Annotated in this window: 20 protein-coding genes; 14 read left to right on the plus strand and 6 right to left on the minus strand. The window is 40.1% G+C overall.

Annotated elements, in window-relative coordinates; genetic code table 11:
* Positions 1–102: 102 nt before the first annotated feature.
* From polA to M2135_RS00205, 4 genes are all read left to right on the plus strand, one after another.
* Positions 103–2868: a DNA polymerase I gene (polA, locus tag M2135_RS00190; RefSeq protein ID WP_280746544.1), complete on the plus strand. Its 2766-nt coding sequence runs from the start codon at positions 103–105 to the stop codon at positions 2866–2868.
* 273 nt (positions 2869–3141) lie between these two features.
* The gene (locus M2135_RS00195) at positions 3142–4692 is read left to right on the plus strand and encodes a bifunctional response regulator/alkaline phosphatase family protein (protein ID WP_280746545.1); all 1551 of its coding nucleotides are present in this window, start codon (positions 3142–3144) and stop codon (positions 4690–4692) included.
* 9 nt (positions 4693–4701) lie between these two features.
* Complete coding sequence (gene tsaE, locus M2135_RS00200) at positions 4702–5127, plus strand: tRNA (adenosine(37)-N6)-threonylcarbamoyltransferase complex ATPase subunit type 1 TsaE (RefSeq protein ID WP_280746546.1); 426 nt, start codon at positions 4702–4704, stop codon at positions 5125–5127.
* A gap of 2 nt (positions 5128–5129) precedes the next feature.
* Positions 5130–5348, plus strand: coding sequence for an immunity 17 family protein (locus M2135_RS00205; RefSeq protein WP_280746547.1), 219 nt, complete (start codon positions 5130–5132; stop codon positions 5346–5348).
* Here the strand turns inward: M2135_RS00205 and rnr are convergent, their stop codons facing one another.
* Positions 5349–7529, minus strand: coding sequence for a ribonuclease R (rnr, locus tag M2135_RS00210; protein ID WP_280746548.1), 2181 nt, complete (start codon positions 7527–7529; stop codon positions 5349–5351). It lies immediately after the preceding gene.
* A gap of 527 nt (positions 7530–8056) precedes the next feature.
* On the opposite strand from rnr, the gene M2135_RS00215 reads away from it, so the two are divergent.
* A complete protein-coding gene (locus M2135_RS00215) occupies positions 8057–8605 on the plus strand; it encodes an RNA methyltransferase (RefSeq protein WP_280746549.1) in 549 nt (182 codons plus the stop codon).
* Here M2135_RS00215 and M2135_RS00220 read toward each other — a convergent pair.
* Positions 8579–9181 carry a DUF4294 domain-containing protein gene (locus M2135_RS00220; protein WP_280746550.1) on the minus strand — a complete coding sequence of 201 codons (603 nt, stop codon included), beginning with the start codon at positions 9179–9181 and terminating at the stop codon, positions 8579–8581. The genes M2135_RS00215 and M2135_RS00220 overlap by 27 nt on opposite strands.
* Positions 9182–9353: 172 nt before the next feature.
* Here M2135_RS00220 and M2135_RS00225 point away from each other — a divergent pair, with 172 nt between their 5' ends.
* From M2135_RS00225 to M2135_RS00260, 8 genes are all read left to right on the plus strand, one after another.
* Positions 9354–10163 (plus strand): hypothetical protein, encoded by an 810-nt coding sequence (locus tag M2135_RS00225; RefSeq protein ID WP_280746551.1) that lies wholly within the window; start codon positions 9354–9356, stop codon positions 10161–10163.
* 12 nt (positions 10164–10175) lie between these two features.
* Complete coding sequence (locus M2135_RS00230; protein ID WP_280746552.1) at positions 10176–12233, plus strand: helix-hairpin-helix domain-containing protein; 2058 nt, start codon at positions 10176–10178, stop codon at positions 12231–12233.
* An 811-nt stretch (positions 12234–13044) separates the two neighbouring features.
* Positions 13045–13824, plus strand: a complete 780-nt coding sequence (locus M2135_RS00235; protein WP_280746553.1) for a radical SAM protein — start codon at positions 13045–13047, stop codon at positions 13822–13824.
* Between the two features lie 29 nt (positions 13825–13853).
* Entirely contained in the window at positions 13854–14699 is an 846-nt protein-coding gene (locus M2135_RS00240; RefSeq protein ID WP_280746554.1) for a patatin-like phospholipase family protein, read from the plus strand.
* A gap of 126 nt (positions 14700–14825) precedes the next feature.
* Positions 14826–15419, plus strand: coding sequence for an LEA type 2 family protein (locus M2135_RS00245; RefSeq protein WP_280746555.1), 594 nt, complete (start codon positions 14826–14828; stop codon positions 15417–15419).
* 113 nt (positions 15420–15532) lie between these two features.
* Entirely contained in the window at positions 15533–15934 is a 402-nt protein-coding gene (locus M2135_RS00250) for a DUF6249 domain-containing protein (protein ID WP_280746556.1), read from the plus strand.
* Positions 15935–15946: 12 nt separating this feature from the next.
* Positions 15947–16510, plus strand: a complete 564-nt coding sequence (locus M2135_RS00255; protein ID WP_280746557.1) for a sigma-70 family RNA polymerase sigma factor — start codon at positions 15947–15949, stop codon at positions 16508–16510.
* Entirely contained in the window at positions 16507–16896 is a 390-nt protein-coding gene (locus M2135_RS00260) for a hypothetical protein (protein ID WP_280746558.1), read from the plus strand. The genes M2135_RS00255 and M2135_RS00260 overlap by 4 nt, the downstream gene beginning before the upstream one ends.
* 69 nt (positions 16897–16965) lie before the next feature.
* Here the strand turns inward: M2135_RS00260 and M2135_RS00265 are convergent, their stop codons facing one another.
* The 4 genes from M2135_RS00265 to M2135_RS00280 form a co-directional block, all read right to left on the minus strand.
* Entirely contained in the window at positions 16966–18045 is a 1080-nt protein-coding gene (locus M2135_RS00265) for a hypothetical protein (protein WP_280746559.1), read from the minus strand.
* A 19-nt stretch (positions 18046–18064) separates the two neighbouring features.
* Complete coding sequence (locus tag M2135_RS00270) at positions 18065–18589, minus strand: hypothetical protein (RefSeq protein WP_280746560.1); 525 nt, start codon at positions 18587–18589, stop codon at positions 18065–18067.
* 1 nt (position 18590) lies between these two features.
* Positions 18591–19121 (minus strand): sigma-70 family RNA polymerase sigma factor, encoded by a 531-nt coding sequence (locus tag M2135_RS00275; protein WP_280746561.1) that lies wholly within the window; start codon positions 19119–19121, stop codon positions 18591–18593.
* A gap of 128 nt (positions 19122–19249) precedes the next feature.
* A complete protein-coding gene (locus M2135_RS00280; protein ID WP_280746562.1) occupies positions 19250–19987 on the minus strand; it encodes a NigD-like protein in 738 nt (245 codons plus the stop codon).
* A gap of 237 nt (positions 19988–20224) precedes the next feature.
* Between M2135_RS00280 and M2135_RS00285 the strand changes: the two genes are divergently transcribed.
* On the plus strand, positions 20225–20815 hold the full coding sequence (locus tag M2135_RS00285) for an RNA polymerase sigma-70 factor (protein WP_280746563.1): 591 nt from the start codon (positions 20225–20227) through the stop codon (positions 20813–20815).
* Positions 20816–20827: the final 12 nt, after the last annotated feature.

Here is a 20827-nt window from a genome sequence, read left to right on the forward strand (position 1 = left end):
ATAAGCCATCAAAAGATTCGCAAAAGTAACAAAAACAATTGAGTCAACGAGTTTTTTACTACTTTTACCCATATTTTGTATCACTAAAACGTGTTAACGACCATGAGGTTATTTCTTATTGATGCCTATGCATTAATCTATCGTTCATATTACGCTTTCATTAAAAATCCACGTATAAACTCCAAAGGGAAAAACACTTCCGCTATTTTTGGCTTCATCAACAGCCTGGAAGATGTATTAAAAAGAGAAAATCCCTCCCATATCGCGGTCGCTTTCGATCCACCGGGTCCGACCTTCCGCCATGAAGCCTACGAAGCCTATAAAGCCCAACGGGAAGAAACACCTGAAGCGATCAGAGAGTCGGTTCCCATCATCAAAGAAATCATAAAAGCCTATAACATTCCTATTCTCGAAGTGATGGGCTACGAAGCAGATGATGTCATCGGAACAATTGCAGGACAAGCTGCGGCCGAAGGATTCGAGGTTTTTATGATGACTCCCGATAAAGATTATGCCCAATTAGTCACAGACCATATCTTTATGTACCGTCCGAAATTCGGAGGCGACTACGAGGTAATGGGTGTACCCGAAGTATTAGCGAAATACGCACTGACTTCCACCGATCAAATCATCGATCTGTTGGCACTGATGGGCGACAGTTCGGATAATATCCCCGGATGCCCCGGAGTCGGAGAGAAAACGGCTCAAAAACTATTAACCGAATTCGGAAACATTGAAAACCTCTTGGTACATACCGATCAGCTTAAAGGAGCACTTAAAAAGAAAGTGGAAGAAAATGTTGAACAAATCCGATTCTCCAAATTTTTGGCAACCATCAAAACAGATGTGCCGATTCAATTCGATGCAACCCATTGTCTGCGTGAAAAACCCAATGAAAAGGAATTAATAGAAATTTACACTGATTTAGAATTTAGAGCATTTATTAACAAATTGACCGGAGAGAGTAAAAAACCGGTTTCAACAGGTCCCATTCAAGGCTCGCTCTTCGATATATTTACGTCCGAGGAGCCGGAAGAAGAAAAATATGCCACTCTCGCGACGTTAAAAACCACTGATCACACCTATCATATTGCTGAAAATGAAGAAGATCAGTTAAAATTAATAGCACTTTTAGAGCAGCATGATTTTTTCGCATTTGACACCGAAACAGACGGAATCGATCCATTGCAATCCAATTTAGTCGGTCTCTCCTTCGCCATGAAAGAAAATGAAGCGTGGTATGTCCCTGTTCCGGCTGATCGGTCAGAAACCGAAAAAATTGTTAAACGGTTTATGCCAGCACTTCAAAATAACCGATCCATGAAAATCGGTCAGAATATAAAATTCGATCTATTGGTTTTACGCAAATATGGAATCAAAGTAGCCGGCTCTCTATTTGATACGATGATTGCCCATTATCTGCTCAATCCCGAATTGCGTCATAATATGGATTATCTGGCCGAGACCTATCTCAGTTATCAATGCATTCCCATTACGGAACTGATAGGACCGAAAGGTAAAAACCAATCCAATATGCGGAACGTTCCATTGGCGCAAATAGCCGAATACGCAGCCGAAGATGCAGATATCACTCTCAAACTAAAAAACTATTTCGCCCCATTGTTGCAAAAGGAAGGCCTCGAATCGCTTTTCCACGACATCGAAATGCCATTGATTTATGTATTGGCTGACATAGAAGCAACCGGAGTGACACTTGATACCGACGCCTTGAAACAATCTTCGGAAACATTAACGGTCGAGTTGTTGAAACTCGAAAAGGAGATTCATGAAATGGCCGAAACAACGTTTAATGTCAACTCCACCAAGCAGGTTGGTGAAATATTATTTGAACACCTGAAGATCGAAGAAAAAGCAAAAAAGACAAAAACAGGCAATTACAGCACAAGCGAAGATGTGCTTGAAAAGATGCGCAGTAAACATCCCATCATCGGTAAACTATTGGAATACCGGGGACTCAAAAAACTGCTCAGTACCTATATCGATGCACTGCCAGAACTGATCAATCCCACGACCGGAAAGATACATACCTCGTTCAACCAGGCCGTCACAGCCACCGGCAGACTGAGTTCGACCAATCCTAATTTGCAAAACATTCCGGTCCGGGATGACCTCGGACGTGAAATACGCCGTGCATTTACAGCCGATAACGCCGACTGCCTGTTCTTTTCGGCCGACTATTCACAGATCGAGTTACGCATCATGGCTCATCTAAGCCAGGACAATAATATGACAGAAGCATTCCGGAGCGGAGCAGATATCCATGCCGCAACAGCTGCAAAAATATACAATATCCCTGTCGAAGAAGTTACCAGCGAAATGCGTCGCAAAGCAAAAACAGCAAATTTTGGTATTATCTACGGCATCTCCGTCTTCGGCTTGGCCGAACGGTTGAACATTCCCCGCGGAGAATCAAAGGAACTGATAGAAGGCTATTTCCGTTCGTTTCCGAGAGTCAGGGAGTATATGGATGAAAGTATTCAAATCGCCAAAGAGAAAGGCTATGTGGAGACGATATTCAAGCGCAAACGATTCCTGCCCGACATCAACTCAAACAACTCGATTGTGCGGGGATATGCCGAACGAAATGCCATCAATGCCCCTATCCAGGGAAGTGCCGCCGATATCATCAAAGTCGCTATGATCCGCATATTCCAACGCCTAGAACGTGAAGGAGTCAAAAGCAAAATGATCTTACAGGTACATGACGAACTCAATTTCAACGTTTGGAAAGATGAGTTGGAAAAAGTCAAAACCATTGTACTGGAGGAAATGGAAAATGCAATCAAACTCGAAGTCCCATTAATAGCCGATTGCGGTGTCGGAGAAAACTGGTTGGAAGCACATTAACATACGATCCTGTCTATAAATTCATTTGACAATTGTCAAACGATCGTTCCATAATTATCAAATAATCGTTTCATAACTGTGTAAAATTCATTCGACAGTTGTCAAACGATTTTTTGTGCCGAAAAAAATGAACAAACGTCGGTAATACGCGGAGAAAAACCGTTAAATAAAACGAATTAAATACGCCATGTAAAAACAAAATAGAAACTTAGTCGTTACGTATTTACAATATTTCCGCTTACATTTGTTTTATTAATCTGAACAATCAACATTATGGCAATCAAAAAAGACCGGATTCTCTGGGCAGACGACGAAATAGATCTACTTAAACCGCATATTCTTTTTCTGGAAGATAAGGGATATGAAGTCGTTCCGGTGATCAGTGGACAAGATGCCATTGACTGTACCCGCGAACAATCGTTCGATATTATCTTTCTGGATGAGAATATGCCCGGACTAACGGGTTTGGAAACGTTGGCGGTTATTAAAGAGATCAACCCCAATGTACCTGTAGTCATGGTTACCAAAAGCGAAGAGGAGAGTATTATGAATCAGGCGATTGGAAACAAAATTGCCGATTACCTGATCAAACCGGTTAACCCGCATCAACTCCTGCTCTCCATCAAAAAAAATGTCCATAAAAACGTCATTATCTCTGAAACGACTACGGTAGGTTATCAACAAGAATTTGGCCGTATAGGGATGCAGATCAATGATTCGCTGACTGCAGACGATTGGATGGAAGTCTATAAAAAACTGGTCTATTGGGAACTCGAACTGGAAAACAGTCATGTACAGATGGCCGATATGTTGCGGATGCAGAAACAGGAAGCCAATCATGCTTTTGGCAAGTTTATCAAAAAGAATTATGTCGACTGGATACTCAATCCCGATCAGCGTCCATTGATGAGTCCCGACTTGTTTAAGAAGAAAGTATTTCCACTTTTGGATAACGAAGAAAAACTGTTTTTTATTCTGATCGATAACTTCAGACTCGACCAGTGGCGGGTGGTCAAAGAACTATTAACCGACTATTTCACTTTCGATGAAAGTCTCTATTACAGCATATTACCGACAGCCACACAGTATGCGCGAAATGCTATCTTTTCAGGACTGATGCCGTTGCAGATCGAAGAGATGTTTCCCGAATTATGGGTCGATGAAGAGAGTGAAGAGGGTAAAAATCTGAATGAAGCACCATTCATTCAAACGCAGATCGATCGTTTTCGAAAAAAATATTCGTTCTCGTACAACAAAATATACGATTCAAACTACGGTGAAAAATTGTTGGGAAACATAGCATCGCTGTCGCATAACCAACTGAATGTAATCGTGTTGAACTTTGTAGATATGCTTTCTCATGCCCGCACGGAAAGTAAAATGATCCGCGAACTGGCTCAGAGTGAAGCAGCTTATAGAAGTCTGACTAAATCGTGGTTCCAACATTCTACTACACTGGAACTGTTCCGCCGTATCGCAGAAAAAGGGTATAAAATCATTTTAACGACCGATCATGGTACCATACGGGTAGATAATCCGTTGAAAGTAATTGGGGATAAAAACACCAATACCAATCTACGATATAAGGTAGGTAAAAATCTGAATTATAATCCAAAAGAGATCTTTGAAATCCGTGATCCGGAGAAAGTAGGACTCCCTTCACCTAATTTAAGCAGTAAGTATATTTTTGCAATGAATGAAGACTTTTTTGCTTATCCGAATAACTACAATTATTATGTCTCTTACTACAAAAATACATTCCAACACGGTGGTATTTCCATGGAAGAGATGATGATTCCGCTGATTACCATGCAACCCAAATAAAAACCGAAAATGGAACATAAGACAATAACAATTAACAACCTCGAACAGATTCATGAAGCCGCTCAAACATTTATCGCACTAATGGATGACCGAACCGTATTTGCCTTTCATGGAAATATGGGTGCCGGAAAAACAACATTTATCAAAGCGATATGTGAATGTTTAGGGGTAGAGGATGTGATTAATAGTCCCACTTTTGCCATTATCAATGAATATCGGAGTGATACTACCGGTGAACTGATATACCATTTCGACTTCTACCGCATCAATCGATTAAGTGAAGCCGAGGATATAGGTACCGAAGACTATTTCTATAGCGGAGCGCTTTGTATGATCGAATGGCCTGAAAAAATAGAAGAATTACTGCCTTCGGATGTGGTACACGTGACAATTACAGAAAATGATGATCATTCACGAACAGTAGAAATAAAATAAGTATGACAGACTATTTACTTGGTGTTATTTTTGTTTTAGCAGGCCTTTTTTCGCTTATTGCGGCCGTTTGTAACTTCGAATGGTTCTTTACCCATAAAAAGACCCAAAGTCTCGTAAAACTGATGGGACGCGGTGGAACGCGCATTTTTTACGGGATATTGGGCCTCGCATTAATTGTTTGCGGGATATTGGCTATGTTTTATTGGGATACGCCTCAGTAATCAATCGGCTAACATAAAATCGAGTTGTTTTCGTTCGAGGTTTGCCTGAACAACTTTGATGGTAATCGGATCACCTAACCGATATTCGCGTTTGGTACGGCGACCCATCAAACAGTAATTCTTTTCATCAAACTCATAAAAATCGTCATCCAGATCACGCATAGGTACTAAACCTTCACACTTATTCTCATTCAACTCCACATATAGTCCCCATTCGGTCACACCCGAAATGACACCGTCAAAGATCATTCCCAACTTATCACTCATAAACTCTACCTGTTTATATTTGACAGAGGCACGTTCGGCATTGGCAGCCACTTGTTCCATAGTGGAACTATGATCGCATAACTCTTCGAACTTCTCTTTTTGTGCACTTCTTCCTCCAGCCAGGTATCGTTCCAATAAACGATGTACCATCATATCGGGATAACGGCGGATAGGAGAGGTAAAATGTGAATAATATTCAAAAGCCAAACCGTAGTGTCCTACATTTTCAGTCGAATAACGTGCTTTCTTCATCGAACGTATAGCCAAAGTCTCTACCAGGTTCTCTTCGGGACTTCCTTGTGCCTTATCTAATAATTTGTTAATGCCTTTTGATATACTTTCCTGACTTCCTTCTACTTTGAGTTTATAGCCAAAACGACGGATAAAGGTTGCAAAGTTTTCCAGTTTCTCCGGATCGGGTTGTTCGTGAATACGATAAACAAATGTTTTCTTCGATTTCCCTTTCTCCGGATTTCCTATAAATTCAGCAACCGTCCGGTTAGCCAATAACATAAATTCTTCGATCAATTTGTTGGCCTCTTTCGCTTCTTTGAAATAGACACTTAGAGGTTTACCATTCTCATCAATTTCGAATTTAACTTCATAACGGTCAAAGTTAATCGCTCCTTTATCAAATCGTGCAATACGCAATTTCTGTGCCAATTCGTTTAAAGCCAATACTGCTTCTTTACAATCGCCTTCGCCGGTTTCAATAATCTGTTGCGCTTCTTCGTAAGTAAAACGACGATCGCTCTTGATAACCGTCCGGCAAATACGTGATTTCTTTACAATTCCGGTTTCATCCATTTCAAAAATAACGGCGAAACAGAGTTTTTCTTCATTAGGACGAAGCGAACATATCCCGTTCGATAACCGTTCGGGAAGCATCGGAATTGTACGATCAACCAGATAAACGGATGTAGCACGGCTTTGTGCTTCCCGTTCGATTATACTTTCCGGTTTGACATAATAAGTAACATCGGCAATATGTACGCCTATTTCCCAATTCCCATTTTCCAAACGCCTGGCTGAAAGGGCATCATCAAAGTCTTTTGCATCTTTGGGGTCGATCGTAAAGGTCAATACCTGACGAAAATCTTCCCGCTGTGCAATCTCTTCGGAAGAGATTTCATCCGGTATTTTTTCAGCTGCTTTTTCAACCGCTATCGGATACTTATAAGGTAATCCGAATTCAGCAAGAATAGCATGCATCTCTGTCGTATTATTCCCTGCCTGACCTAAAATATCTACTACTTCTCCCAAAGGGTTCTTAGCACCTTCGGGCCACTCCATAATCTTTACAATAGCTTTATCACCGTTTTTCCCGCCTTTTAATTTATCTTTCGGTATAAATATATCATTGGCCAACGTTTTATCTTCAGTCACAAGAAAAGCAAAACCTTTGGTTACTTGTAGTTTTCCTACATACGTCCGTTCTTTACTTTCAAGAATTTCGACCACCTCACCTTCCGGTTCGGCTCCTTTTCGTTTGGCAAACAACTGAATTTTTACCTTATCACCATCCATTGCACGGTTGGAATTGCGTTCGGCAATAAACACAGGTGAACCACCATCTTCGGGAACAAACGAATTTTTCCCGTTACTGCGACGTGTAAACGTTCCGATAGCGATCGTACCCAGATCATGTAGACGGTATCGTCCACGATCTGTTTCCGTTATAAAATGATCGTCTGCCAGGTCATACAAGATATCGACTACCTGTAATTTCTGTACATGATTCTCTATGCCGATCATTTTACTGATCTGCTTATAATTGAAAGACTCTTTCGGTGAAGACTGGAAAGCTGAAACAATGGATTGGATCATAACCTCTTTTCGCATACGTTTTCCACCTCGCTTACTCTCTTTCTTTTCGTTGAAATCTTTTTTCTTTTTAGATTTATTTCTTGACATATAATTTCTTTCTTTACTCAAGTGAGTCGTTTGAGACAAAAATAGGAAGAATTCAGTTACCTTATCATTTATCAACTGTTTATATTTATATTATATTTCTTTTAAATTAAAAAATTAAGATGATGTATATGATATCCTGTTAGTATGGTTGATATATTTTTGTTAAAAAGCTTGCTTAGGAAGTTATTAGTGTCGGGACTTGGTTTTTAGGAGTGATATGAACAGCTGCGTATTTTATACAGTTATTGATAATCAAATAATTATATACTTTATTAACAATTTGTTTATAACCTGTTATGTGTAAAAAAAGTGATCGGTTGATAGGCGGATAACCGTCAAGAACCGTCGTTAAGAGTCTGTATTAAAAAACTACATTTTTTACTTGCATACCAATTTTAAGGTCTTGTATAAACGTTTTACTTAAAAATGCAAGAAATAGTTTTCATTTTCCTTTCACAAGTTATGAGTGGGTTTTCAACGATCTGTTCACTTTATTCTCTACTTTTGTGTTTTTAATCGATCACTCTATGCGTAAATTAAAGATCACAGAACTGAATCGCCTTACTCCTGAGGCTTTTAAGGAGAGTAAAAAAATACCGTTGGTCGTTGTACTTGACCATGTCAGGAGTTTACACAATGTAGGATCTGTTTTTCGTACTTCAGATGCTTTCAAGGTAGAAGCTGTTTATCTGTGTGGTATTACGGCATCTCCTCCACATGCTGAAATACATAAAACCGCTTTAGGCGCTGAAGATACGGTAGAGTGGTTTTATTTTAAAGATACGTTGGAAGTCGTTGATAAACTGAGAGAGGAGGGTTATCAGATCTGTGCCATCGAACAGGCGGAAGGAAGTATGATGCTCGATAAACTGGTGATCGACAAAAACAATAAATATGCTGTTATTTTAGGCAATGAAGTAAAAGGGGTTCAGCAGGAGGTGATTGATCAGTGTGACTGTTGCATTGAAATTCCTCAGTACGGTACCAAACATTCATTGAATGTATCGGTTACGGCAGGGATTGTTCTTTGGGATTTCTTTAAGCAGTTGTCAGATCAGGCCGTTTTCAACAAGTAATACCACCCGTTCGGTCATCGCATCTTTTCCTTTCGGATCGTATTCACTTTTCAGACTGGCGCCAAACATACCGGCAAACAGGTTCCAGAAGCCTGCCCGGAAACTGCCCAGATAAGCTTTGGCTAAATTATAAGCCGATTGATTACACTCTCTGTCAACCAGTTTGATAAGTAATTTACCTTGAGAGAAAGTCAGTTTTTTAAGTTCAGGTTTATATTCTTTGAATAACTCCTTTTCCATTCGTTTGAGATGGGCTTGCTGCTCTTTTTCGTTGGGTAGGGTTTCAATATATTCATAGGTTTCGATCAGTGTGTCGTAGATCATTTTAGCATACGGAAGTGCTCGTTTGACATCACGTACCAATTTGGTATACTGTTGTTGTTCCTTTTTACTTTTATAAGTAGGAAATACGTAGACTTCCCGTAAAGAGACAACAGCTATGGTATCTTGTCCATCTACAATAGCTCGTTGATGACCTTCGGGTGTTTCGGCAATTATTCGTATATTTTTTTGGGCATTCAGACCTGCTCCAAAAAGTAAACCGAAAAACAGGATAAAACAGTATTTCCTTATCATCGATGCAAAAATAGTTGATTTCCTTATTATTTTATAACAGTTTTACACTATTTGACTAATAGACAGTCGAATTGAGCATTTTTTATGAATGAAAGAATCGTTGGAATCAATCGGATTTGTATATTTGTTATCGATTCGATTCGTATGTTAACCCAGATCTTAACTTTCAGCCATGAAAAAATTGTTTATAATTATTCTTTTCTTTTTTCGGATTCCTACACTGTTATTTCCAGAGAATAACCTTCGTATCGGTGATATCCGTCCCCTTTCTATGGGAGGAAATGGAGTTACCCAAAGTATTGTTTTTAATCCGACATTAGTTGCTCTGTCGGAAAGAAGTATACGCTTTCAATACTATAACAAATATGGTTTGAAAGAGTTGAGTCATATACAGGCCAGTTTTCTTTTTCCAAATACATTATTACCGGTAGGTTTTCAGGCTTTTTCATTCGGATATGATGCGTACCGGGAAAGTATGTTTCGTTTTATTGCCGGGAAAAAACTGAATGAACAATGGACTTTAGGGGTAGCTGTTCAATATACACTATTGCAAACCGAATTATTTGAAGAACGTCCCTCTTCTCTTTCTACGGATATAGGCAGTACATTTTCTCCTGTTGAAAATCTGTTGATAGGATTGTTGATTATGCATCTGCCTTCCATATCTTTTGGTGATCAAAATACTGACAAATATGATTTTACAGATTATGCGGTTCAATTTGGTATGGCATGGGAAATTATCAACAGCCTGTTGATAACCGCTTATTTGGGTACGGAAGAAGAAGAGCGGCTTATCGGAGGAATCGGTGTGGAGTACAAACTATTTGATGATTTTTATATCCGTTCGGGTATCGAGACAAAACCTTTAACACCTGCTATGGGAGTAGGATACAATCTATCTGTTTTTACGGTAGATGTGGTAGCCACCTGGCACGAAGTGTTAGGCGTTAGTTCAGGTATTGGTCTTACATTCTCATTTTAATCGAATCTGACTATGAAAAGATACTATTCTATTCTGTTTATAAACCTGTTGATAACTTGTTATTTTATTCATGCACAAACCTATTTATCGGTTGATAAATGGATGGAATTCATCGATGAGCTGGCTGAAGAAACCGGGGATACCGAACGGGCAGCGTTGCTTTTTACGGAACTATCTTATCTGAGAGATCATCCTTTTGATATAAATACCGTATCTGTTGATCAACTGAAAAAATTACCTTTTTTAGCTGATAATCAAATAAATGCTATTATAAATTACAGAGAAAGGCATGGTCTGTTAGTGACGCTTTATGAATTGAAAAACATAATGGAACTCGATCAACAAACAATCGCGTATATCCTTCCTTTTGTTTTTGTAAGTGAACAAGATGTTGATAAACCTGTCTTTACTGTTGATAACTTGTTGAGATACGGACGTAATGAGTTACAAATCAGATATGATCAAAGTTTTCAACAAAAGAAAGGATATAGTTCATTGCCGGATACTATTTTGCAACAATATCCGAACAGAAAATACCTTGGTGAACCGTTCTATCACTCGCTACGATATGAATATACCTTTGATGATCATCTGCAAATAGGCTTTGTCGGTGAAAAAGATGAAGGTGAGCCTTTTTGGAATAAACACCATAAGGGGTACGACTATCATTCGGCACATCTGTTTCTGAAAGATATAACCTGGTTGAAAAGTCTCGCTGTGGGTGATTATAAAACCTCTTTCGGACAAGGGTTGGTAGTCAGTCATGATTTTACGCCGGGTAGAAGTGCAGTAGTGACCCAGGCCGAACGCCGTACAAATGGTTTCAGAAGGCATTTTTCAACCAATGAATCCGATTATCTCAGAGGGATGGCGATCACTGTTCAGGAAAAAAATGTGGCCTTGAGTTTGTTCTATTCCTATCGGAAAATGGATGCTCAAGTTGATAGTATTCGTTTCACCACCATTCAGACAGACGGTATGCATCGTCTTGCGAGAGAGCGCGATAAGATGCGGAAAGTCCGGATGCATACTTTGGGAGGAAATATACACTACAGTACCCCTCATGTGCATATCGGCCTGACCGCTTTATCCTATTCGTTCGGCGATTATGAAATCTCTCCCGATCCAAAACCGTATAATCTGTTTTATTTCCGTGGAAACCGCAATATGAATGCAAGCATCGATTATGTATTGAAAAACCGTTTTATCAAGTTCTATGGCGAAACAGCCGTGTCGCAGAATAGGGCGTTAGCCACTCTGAATGCTTTGCAATTGACACCAGCCTCTTATATTTCCTGTTTAATACTCTATCGTTATTACGATCGGAAATATCAGGCCTATTTCGGGAATGCTTTTTCCCAGGGTTCTTCCGTTCAGAACGAAGAGGGGGTTTATGTCGGTTTACAGTTTGTTCCTTTTATTTACTGGAAATGGTCGGGGTATATAGATCTTTTTCGTTTTCCCTGGTTGAAATACGGAGTAGATGCTCCTTCTTCCGGAAAAGAATACATGGCGCAGGTGGATTATACACGTGATGACTCTTTTTCGGTATATATCCGGTATAAATTCAGGCAGAAAGAGAAAAACAGTTCATTGGATGAGGAAACATCCGTTTCCATTTTACCGGATAAACAACACCGGATGCGTTTACAGGCGACTTACCGGTTTATACCTGCACTCTATTTCAAGACTTCTGTAGATGGTATTCTGTATAAAACGGATCAAGAAGAGAATAAAGGGATAATGATTGCCCAGAGTTTGGGATGGAAACCGGAAGGTATTCCTTTTCAGATCGATTGCTATGGCGCCTGGTTTCATACCGACAACTATTATACGCGAATCAGTTCGTATGAACGACATATACTGTATGCTTTTCATAAGCCTTCGTTTTACGGAAAAGGTGTTCGTTTATCTGCTTCCTTTCGATGGGATATCGTAGAGCGGTTGACACTTTCGGCTAAAGTAGGTTATACCCACTATACCGATCGCGATCGAATCGGCGCCGGATTGGAAGAGATCGAAGGAGATGAAAAAACGGATCTGTATGCGTTATTGCGCTGGAAGTTTTGAGTCTGTTTTTCTACCTAAATTTAGGTGAGTTCGGGATAACTATCAACCACTCAATCACCATACAACCACTCCACCACTCCACCGCTGCACCGCAGCGGTCCCCCTCGCCTGTCCAGGCAAGGAGCAGAGAATGTCCACTTACTAATTTTTAAATATTCCAATCTTCCGCGAATTAAAACTTGTTCATTATGTAGATAATCCCCCAATTATGGATATTTTACTGGTTGCGAAATAATCATTTTATTATTAAAAACGCTATATTTATGACATAAATCAACAAAAATACATTTATAACTAACACACACTTTTGCCAATTTACATGAAATAGCGTCCGATTTTTAACATTTCGGGCAAAAAACGGTTTGTTTGTCGCGATTTGTTCTGCATCTTCCCTCCAATTCATTGAGAAGATTTTTAAAATCATGCAGATAACATTGGGAAAGCATCTAAATAGTTTGCTCCAATCATCAGCATCATTTTTTGAAGGGTCAATAAGGGTTGGAAAAAGGGTCTGAAAATCGGCTTTTTTTCTCCAGAATAGCGATTTTTACAGATCGGGGAAAACAGGGTATAGAAGATGATAATCAACAGGAGTTATAAAAATAAACCTCAGATCCTTCTCTTTTTTACGAAGAGCGTTGCAGTCGGCTTCAGACAGACGAATCTCGGGGGGGTTCGGATGACAAAGTGTAAAAATTGACTATTTGTTACTTTTGTCGTTTCAGGTTTACTCTGATCCTTTTGTATGCGCGATTCGCGTATAAATCACTACTTTTGTGTAAGTTTGTTTGCGTAAAAAAAATAGAATATCATGCCTACTATTCTTTTTGATCAGATTGTTTTTGGACCCATTCATAGTCGCCGCTTGGGTGTTTCACTTGGCGTCAACCTATTGCCGGTAGATGGAAAATTATGTTCGTTCGATTGTATTTACTGCGAATGCGGATTGAATAAAGAGGGACGTACACGAACCAAACTGCCTACCCGGGAAGCGGTCAGAGAGGCGTTGGAACAGAAACTATCGGCCATGAGAGAAGAGGGGGTACGGCCGGATGTGATCACCTTTGCCGGAAACGGTGAACCGACGATGCATCCTCAGTTCGGACAGATTATTGAGGATACGATCGAAGTACGCAACCGAATCTGTCCGAAGGCTAAAATAGCGGTATTATCCAACTCTACCATGCTCCACAAGCAGGAGGTATTTGATGCATTGAACAAGGTAGATGATAATATCTTAAAACTGGATTCTGTCTTGGATAAACGTATCCAACAATTGAATGCGCCTAACTCTCCCTCTTTTACGTTTGAATATTTACTGGAGCAATTGAAACGATTCAAAGGTAATCTGATTATCCAGACCATGTTTCTGAAAGGGGAAGTAGACGGAGAAAAAACGGATAATACCACGGAAGAGGAGATCTCGGGTTGGATTGAAGCGTTGAAAGTGATTTCTCCCAAGCAGGTGATGATCTATACGATTGATCGGGAGACCCCTGTACACTCTTTACAGAAAGTGAATAAAGAGGAGTTGGAGCGTATAGCCGACCGTGCCCGGAAAGAGGGGTTTGAGGTGACGGTCTCGGCTTGATTCTTTGCTATGTACAGCTGTTTGAAGTGATGAAAACGAATGAAAAATACAAGTTAGGCGTCGCCCTAAGCGGAGGGGGTGTACGCGGCTTTGCGCATTTAGGTGCTTTACAGGCGATGAATGAGCGAGGTATTTTTCCCGATCTTATTGCCGGAACAAGTGTCGGCTCATTGGTGGGTGCATTGTATGCCGACGGCTATTCGCCTCAGGAGATTTATAAGATGGCCGAAGCATTGAAAATGCGTGAATTTATAACTACCGCCATTCCGTATGACGGTTTTTTACGATCGACCGGTATACAATCTTTTTTGAAAAAGCATTTACGGGCAAAGCGATTTGAAGAGTTGAAAACACCTTTGCGTGTGGTTGCTTCCGATATCGAACAGGGTACTTCTTTTGTTTTTACTACCGGAGAGATTATTCCGGCTGTAGCTGCCTCCTGTTCGGTTCCGATCGTATTCAGTCCGGTAGAGATCAGCGGCCATTATTATGTCGACGGCGGTTTATTTGCCAATTTCCCCGTTTCCGTGATCCGTAAAGATTGCCGGCGGGTGATGGGGGTGGATATCAGTCCGGTCATTTCGATGAAGTACGATCGTTCTTTTAAGTATATCATTGAGCGAACCATGAATTATATGGTGGGAGCCAATACGGTGAAAGATCGGAAAAATTGTGATTATTTGATCGAATCGGCTGAGGTTTCGGCCTATTCGCTCTTTGATATGAAAAGTGGTGAGTCGATTTACGAAAAGGGATATACCAGTGCGGTTGAATACCTGGAGACGCATAAGAAAAAGATACAACGTGAACTTCTGAACCCTCCTCCCCAAACGTTGTGGCATAGAATTTCACGGATTGTAAAACCTGAAAAGTAGTTTTATACCCCAAATAATCGCTCAGATAAAAAGAAAGTTGTTATTTTGCAACGTTTTATCTTTGAAAAAACAGACCGTTTTCAGACAATTATTTTTTAGAAAAAGTACATACAAACAATCCATTACATGATGATTAAATTCAAAAATTTATTTTTAGTGTTAGCAACTTTCCTGACTCTGACAGGCTGTGATGTTGCAAAACAGGTGGGCGGTGCCTATAATATGGTCAACTGCAAGTATAATTACCATTCGATCTCCAATCTGACGGTTGCCGGGATGAATCTTTCCAATGGGGTATCGTTGATGCAGATACCACAGTTGACGTCTATTCTTTCCGGTGCGGCCTCTTCTATCCCGTTGAATTTTACGCTGAATCTGGATGTTGCCAATCCGAATCAGTCGGCGGCATTGTTGCATGGCTTACAGTATATCCTGAGTATCGACGATATCCAGTTTACCACAGGAACAGTGAGTCAATCATTGAACGTACCTTCCGGCGGATCACAGGTACTGCCTCTGACGATCGGTTTTGATCTGGTATCGATGTTAAAAGGCGACTCTAAAAATGCGGTGACGAATATTGCCAAGAACTTTATCGGTATAGGCAATCAGAAGTCGAATGTAACCCTACAGATCAAACCGACATTTATGATAGGCAATCAGGCGATCGCATCTCCTGTATATATTCCGGTCAGTTTCTCTTTTGGAGGAATGAAATAATAACAGCTAATCAGGTCTTCACTAAAAAATACTCTTTTTTTGTAACCACATTGTACCACGTTGTGTCTTATGAATAAAAGTAAGCGAGTATTAATCCTTTAATTAGAGAAAACATGGATGAAATTATTCCTATTTTGGGTATACTGGGTGTAATCGTTCTGCCGGTTATTGCTGCATTTATTATTGGAATACAATTGATCAGTAGCAAACATAGAGAACGGATCGCTATGATTGAAAGAGGAATTGCTCTACAAGAGCCGGAGAAACGGGAGAAAAAGACAAATCGTTATGCGACACTGCGTAACGGATTGTTTATGATTGGTCTATCAGCAGGTATTATCTGTGGTATATTTATGGCTCCTGTTCTGCCGGATGCGAGTTCTTGGGAGTATTTCCTGATCCCTACGATGGCTATTCTATGTGGTGGTGCAGGTTTTGTCATTTACTTTTTCCTTTCACGGAAAATGCAGTTGAAAGAAAAAGAGGAAGACAGACAATCGGGATTCACAGAATAACATTCATTCGCAATGAATGAACAAAAGTGGATAGAACAAATTTTGGCAGGGGATACGCAAAGTTTCTCCTGCCTCGTTGCGAAATATGAAAAGATGGCGTATACGATCGCTTATCGGATCATGGAGAATCGCGAGGAGGCAGAAGAGGTCGTGCAGGACGCTTTTGTTAAAATGTACCGGGCGTTGCCCGATTTCAGGTTCGATAGTAAGTTTTCAACCTGGTTCTACCGGATTATTTATCGTACAGCATTAACAGCTCATCGGCAGCAACGTGTGTTTACCGATTATGAGGAATCGTATCCGGTGGATATTACAGCCGATGAGATGAGTTCGGCGACCTCCATATTGGAACGAAAAGACCGCAAGGAGGTGATTTCGGAGGTATTGAAAAAAATGTCGCCCGACGAATCATTGATACTCACCCTTTACTATCTGGAAGAGTGTTCGGTCGATGAGATTCATCAGATCACCGAACTGACCCCGTCGAATATTAAAGTGAAGCTATTTCGCGGGCGGAAACGTTTTTATGAGTTATTGCAAAAGAAGATGAAAAAAGAAACATACGATTTATTATGAATACGGAAAATAAAAAGATCGATCAGCTGACAACTTGTTTGATGAAGGAGTCGTTTGAAGAACCTTCTTCTTCACTGAATTCCCGGATTATGGCATTGATCAGGAAGGAAAAACAGCCCTCGCCTGTTTATGCGGTAGAGAAGATGCCTTCGATCAGTACGTTGTTTATAGGAGTGGGCATATATCTGTTGGTTATTATCGGCTTGTTATCTTTATTTCAGGCGAATGAAATGGCTGGAGCACAATTTGTCTGGATAATAAAAAATAGCGTCCCGTTTATATTGACTGTCGGAAGCGGTATCTCTTTCTTTTTCTTTTACGGACAACTCGATAACTGGTTGCGCCGGAAAGAGGAACTACAACAGAAAAAAGAAGCGGTATCTTAATAGATCATAAAAAAACCGGGTTCAAAGGAGCCCGGCTTTTCTACAAAAAAATGTGTGTCTATGTATAAATCAAAGTGACTTTATAATCAAGTTGCTGTAATTATTCCCATCAAAATAGATCTCCTTATTCCGGTTTCCGCCGTTGATGGCATGTTCTTCTTCGCTATTGTCTTTCTGTATTACAGACGATTTATGCCCTTTGATTGTCAGGTTTCCGTATTTCATACCTTCCACCTTTACGTTGAATTTTGCATTGGAGGATATCCCCAGGGTTGCATTCCCATACCGTGCTTCGATAGATGCTTTGGAGAAACCGGCAGACAACTCTTTTACCTCTAACCCACTATAAGATAAATCTTCGACATTTAACGTATGTCTCACCTTCTCGAGTTTGGCGTTTCCGTATTTAAGATCAAGAGAGATGTTTTCAACCTCACGAAGTGTCAGACCACCGTATTTATTTTCTACCGTTACCCGGTCGACATTTTTACCCGTTATGGTCGAATATTTACTGTCGACGGCCACTTCATTGGCATTTCCGAAGGTCATATTTCCGACATAGCCTAATTCAATGGTAGCTGTTTCGAGATCTTTAATCTCAACGTTTCCATATTGTGCATCGATGGTAAGCGGAGCGGTAAAATCTCCTCCCTGTATGTTTCCATATTTAACTGTCAGTTTAGACTTTCCTTCATTGCGTGATGGTAAAATGATATTCCCATAACGCTGGGAGAGATCAGATGCTAATTTTGAAGGCATACTGATGAAATAGTTGATTTCCAGCCTTTCATTGTTCCCATTGCCGTTCCAGTTTTTATTGGCAATGGAGGTAATGCCGGAGACGGTTTTTCCGCTTTTTTTCAGTTCGATTTGCACCCGATCCAAGTTCTCCTGTGCACGTTTTTCATTACGGGCTTTCGATTCGATAACGACGCGTATGGATACTTTATTCTGCTCCCAATGCGTGACGGTCGTATTCCCATAGCGGTTGTCTATTTGCAGTAGATCGCTCAGGCTGACATCAAACGTATTGTTGACCTCTTTGCGTTTGGTATTTTCCCATCGTTCGGCCATTGCGGGAATTGTTCCGGTCAAAAGCAATATCGCTATAAGCAATATCGGATACCTGCTTTTCTGTTTTGTATTCATGATCATTTGTGTAAATTTATTAGTTGTGATCTGTTACGTGTTCCATTAACTCGAGCATGAAAGAGAGTGACTCCAGGCTGTTGTTGTAATGCTGTGTCATGGCATATAAACCGTTGTTGGAGCAAGGTAATGTCGGAAGAATATTTTCTTCAAACATGTAATTATCGGTTAAAACCTTTTTGGTTTCCTTTAATAATTCTTCGGCTCCGGGGTTTCTGTCATTTTTGTATAATGTCTCCATTTGTGCAATTACCTCGTTGATCTGCATGTTGTAATAGAGACGTAGTTCTTCTATCTCCTGCTTGGTCTCACAGGTATAAGCCGTTGTATCCTGTTCGTCGGTGACGGTGTTGAGGGGTAAACGGAAAAATAAAAGTAAAATAATAGAAGCTGCTACGGCTACTGTTCCTATATTGATAAATAGCGGTCGGTGATTCTTTTTCACCGGTAATTTTTGTTTAAAACGTTCAAAATGACCTTCCGGAAGGAGTTCGTTTTCAAACGCTTCACGATTATTGTCAATAAAATTCTTTAACTTATCCATATCAATTTGCAGCAATTATATCCAACAATTTACGCTTAGCACGCAGATACTGACTGCGAACACTTGGCGGTTTTATATCCAGAATGGAAGCGATCTCTTCCATATCATATCCCTCAAAGAGGTAGAGAGAGAGGATTATCCGGTAACCATTCGGTAGTTTCCGGGTGGCCTCCTTTCTCTTTGCAACAGAATATTGAATCTCATCTTCATCAGGTTCCTCTTCTTCTACTTCAACAAAGTTTGTGGATAGTTCTTCTATATCCGGTGTTTGCCGGCGTACATAATCGATGGCTGTATGGACAGCTACCCGATGCATCCAGGCTTCAAAGCATTGACCTTCCTGGTATTGATCCAGGCGGGTGAGAATTTTCAGAAATGAATCCTGCATAGCTTCTTCTGCCTCAGAAGAATTTCCAACAATACGTAGGCATGTCATATAAAGCCACTGCCCGTATTGTTGATATAATTTCAACTGCGCTGAACGATTTCCCTTTCGGCAATCTTTAATCAGATGTTCTGTTGCCTTCTCCATGTGTATATATAAACGGGAGTAATTACATGAACGTTGCATATAAAAAAACAAAAATAAAAAAAAGAGGCATCATCCCGACGCCTCTCTCCCTGAACTAAATGATAAAAATAAAAGTTATGTGGGAAGGTTTAGTTTAGTCGCTCCAACATCTCCGGATTGAAATCCGAAGGAAAAACGTAGGACTTTTCTTTTGTTTGTCTACTGGAATTGTAATCCAGTTCTATTTCTTTTTCTCCATCAAATGTGTTAACTCTGAAAACCAATTGGACTGTTTCTCCTTTTGTATCGGGTAGGGTGGAAAGGTCGAAACAGACAATACCATCCATCCCTATTTGCGGTGAATCATTGTAAGCGTTGTGGCGGAATTCAACGGTATATGGATCCTCTTCCTCTGCCTGTAATAAATTCACAAAATGTGTTGCTTGTCCGCCATAGTTATAACCGAATACCAGATTCAAATAGCCGTTTCCAATCCAGAGATCTTTTACTTTAATCGGATCTGTGCCGTAAATCGAATCGTTTTGTAATCCTTTGTTTTCTGCAAGGGATTTGGTTAGAATGGCATCAACACGGTTGACTTTAATATAATGCGAAAATCCTTTGATGGAATCACTCAAAAGTGTATAGTTCAACAAGGTACGCTGTCCGTCATCAAAATTATGTCCAAGGTAATAACCGGCAGAGGGCCAAAGCGTTTCTCCATTATCCAACCTGAAATAGTGAGATCCTCCACCTTGTGATTCAACTGTTGCGACGCTTATTCTAAATTCGTTTAACGAATATCCGTCGTCATCTAAGCAGGAATTAAAAGTCAGTGCGATCAACATTCCGCTTATCCATACTGCAATTAATTTCAACGTTTTCATTTTTAAACCCTTTCAATCTTAATCTATAGTTTATATTTACTACTGCCTTCACATAAGAAGATGCGGTTAAAAAACGAAATGCTGCAAAATGAACACTAAAAAAAGTTAATGAACAAATTGCCCGGATAAATAGGTATAGAAAGAGTTACAGGAATGACTTTTAAAAAGTTAGGTGAGTGTTGATTTTATGCGAAAATAATTGCTTATTTTGTGGGACGCAGTTGAGAGGGAAGAAGGATGCATGTATCATTTGAAATAAATATAGACAAGTTAAAACAGGGTGACGAGGAGACGTTCCGGCGTTTTTTTACTTATTTTTATCCGAAGCTGAAAGCTTTTGCTTGTCGGTTTGTGGATGAGAATACGGCTGAAGATCTTGTACAGGAGGTATTTACATCTTATTGGGAGCAGAAGAAAAAAATAGAGGCAGATAATATCCGTTCTTTCCTTTTTAAATGGACCCAAAACAAATGTTTAAATCATCTGAAGCATAAAATGGTTGCGGAAGAGTATGAGGCACATCTGCATATTGCTCAGGCACGTATGGCTTTCCTGGATCAGATGACCGATAAAAATGAGGTGTTTAGGCAAATCGTTGATCGTGATTTACGGGAATTAATAGAAGAAGCGGTCAATAAACTCCCTCCAAAATGTGCACAGGCTTTTCGCCTTTGTTATTATCAGGAGATGTCACATAAAGAGATTGCTCAGGAGATGGGAATCTCTCACCGCACGGTGGAAGGACATATCCGTCAGGCGACCCGTTTTTTACGGGAAGATCTGAGTGATATATTAACGCTTATTTTTATGTTCTACAACATTTTTTGATTTTTGACCACG

It is taken from the genome of Parabacteroides sp. PF5-9, from assembly GCF_029893105.1.
Taxonomy (GTDB): domain Bacteria; phylum Bacteroidota; class Bacteroidia; order Bacteroidales; family Tannerellaceae; genus JARXWG01.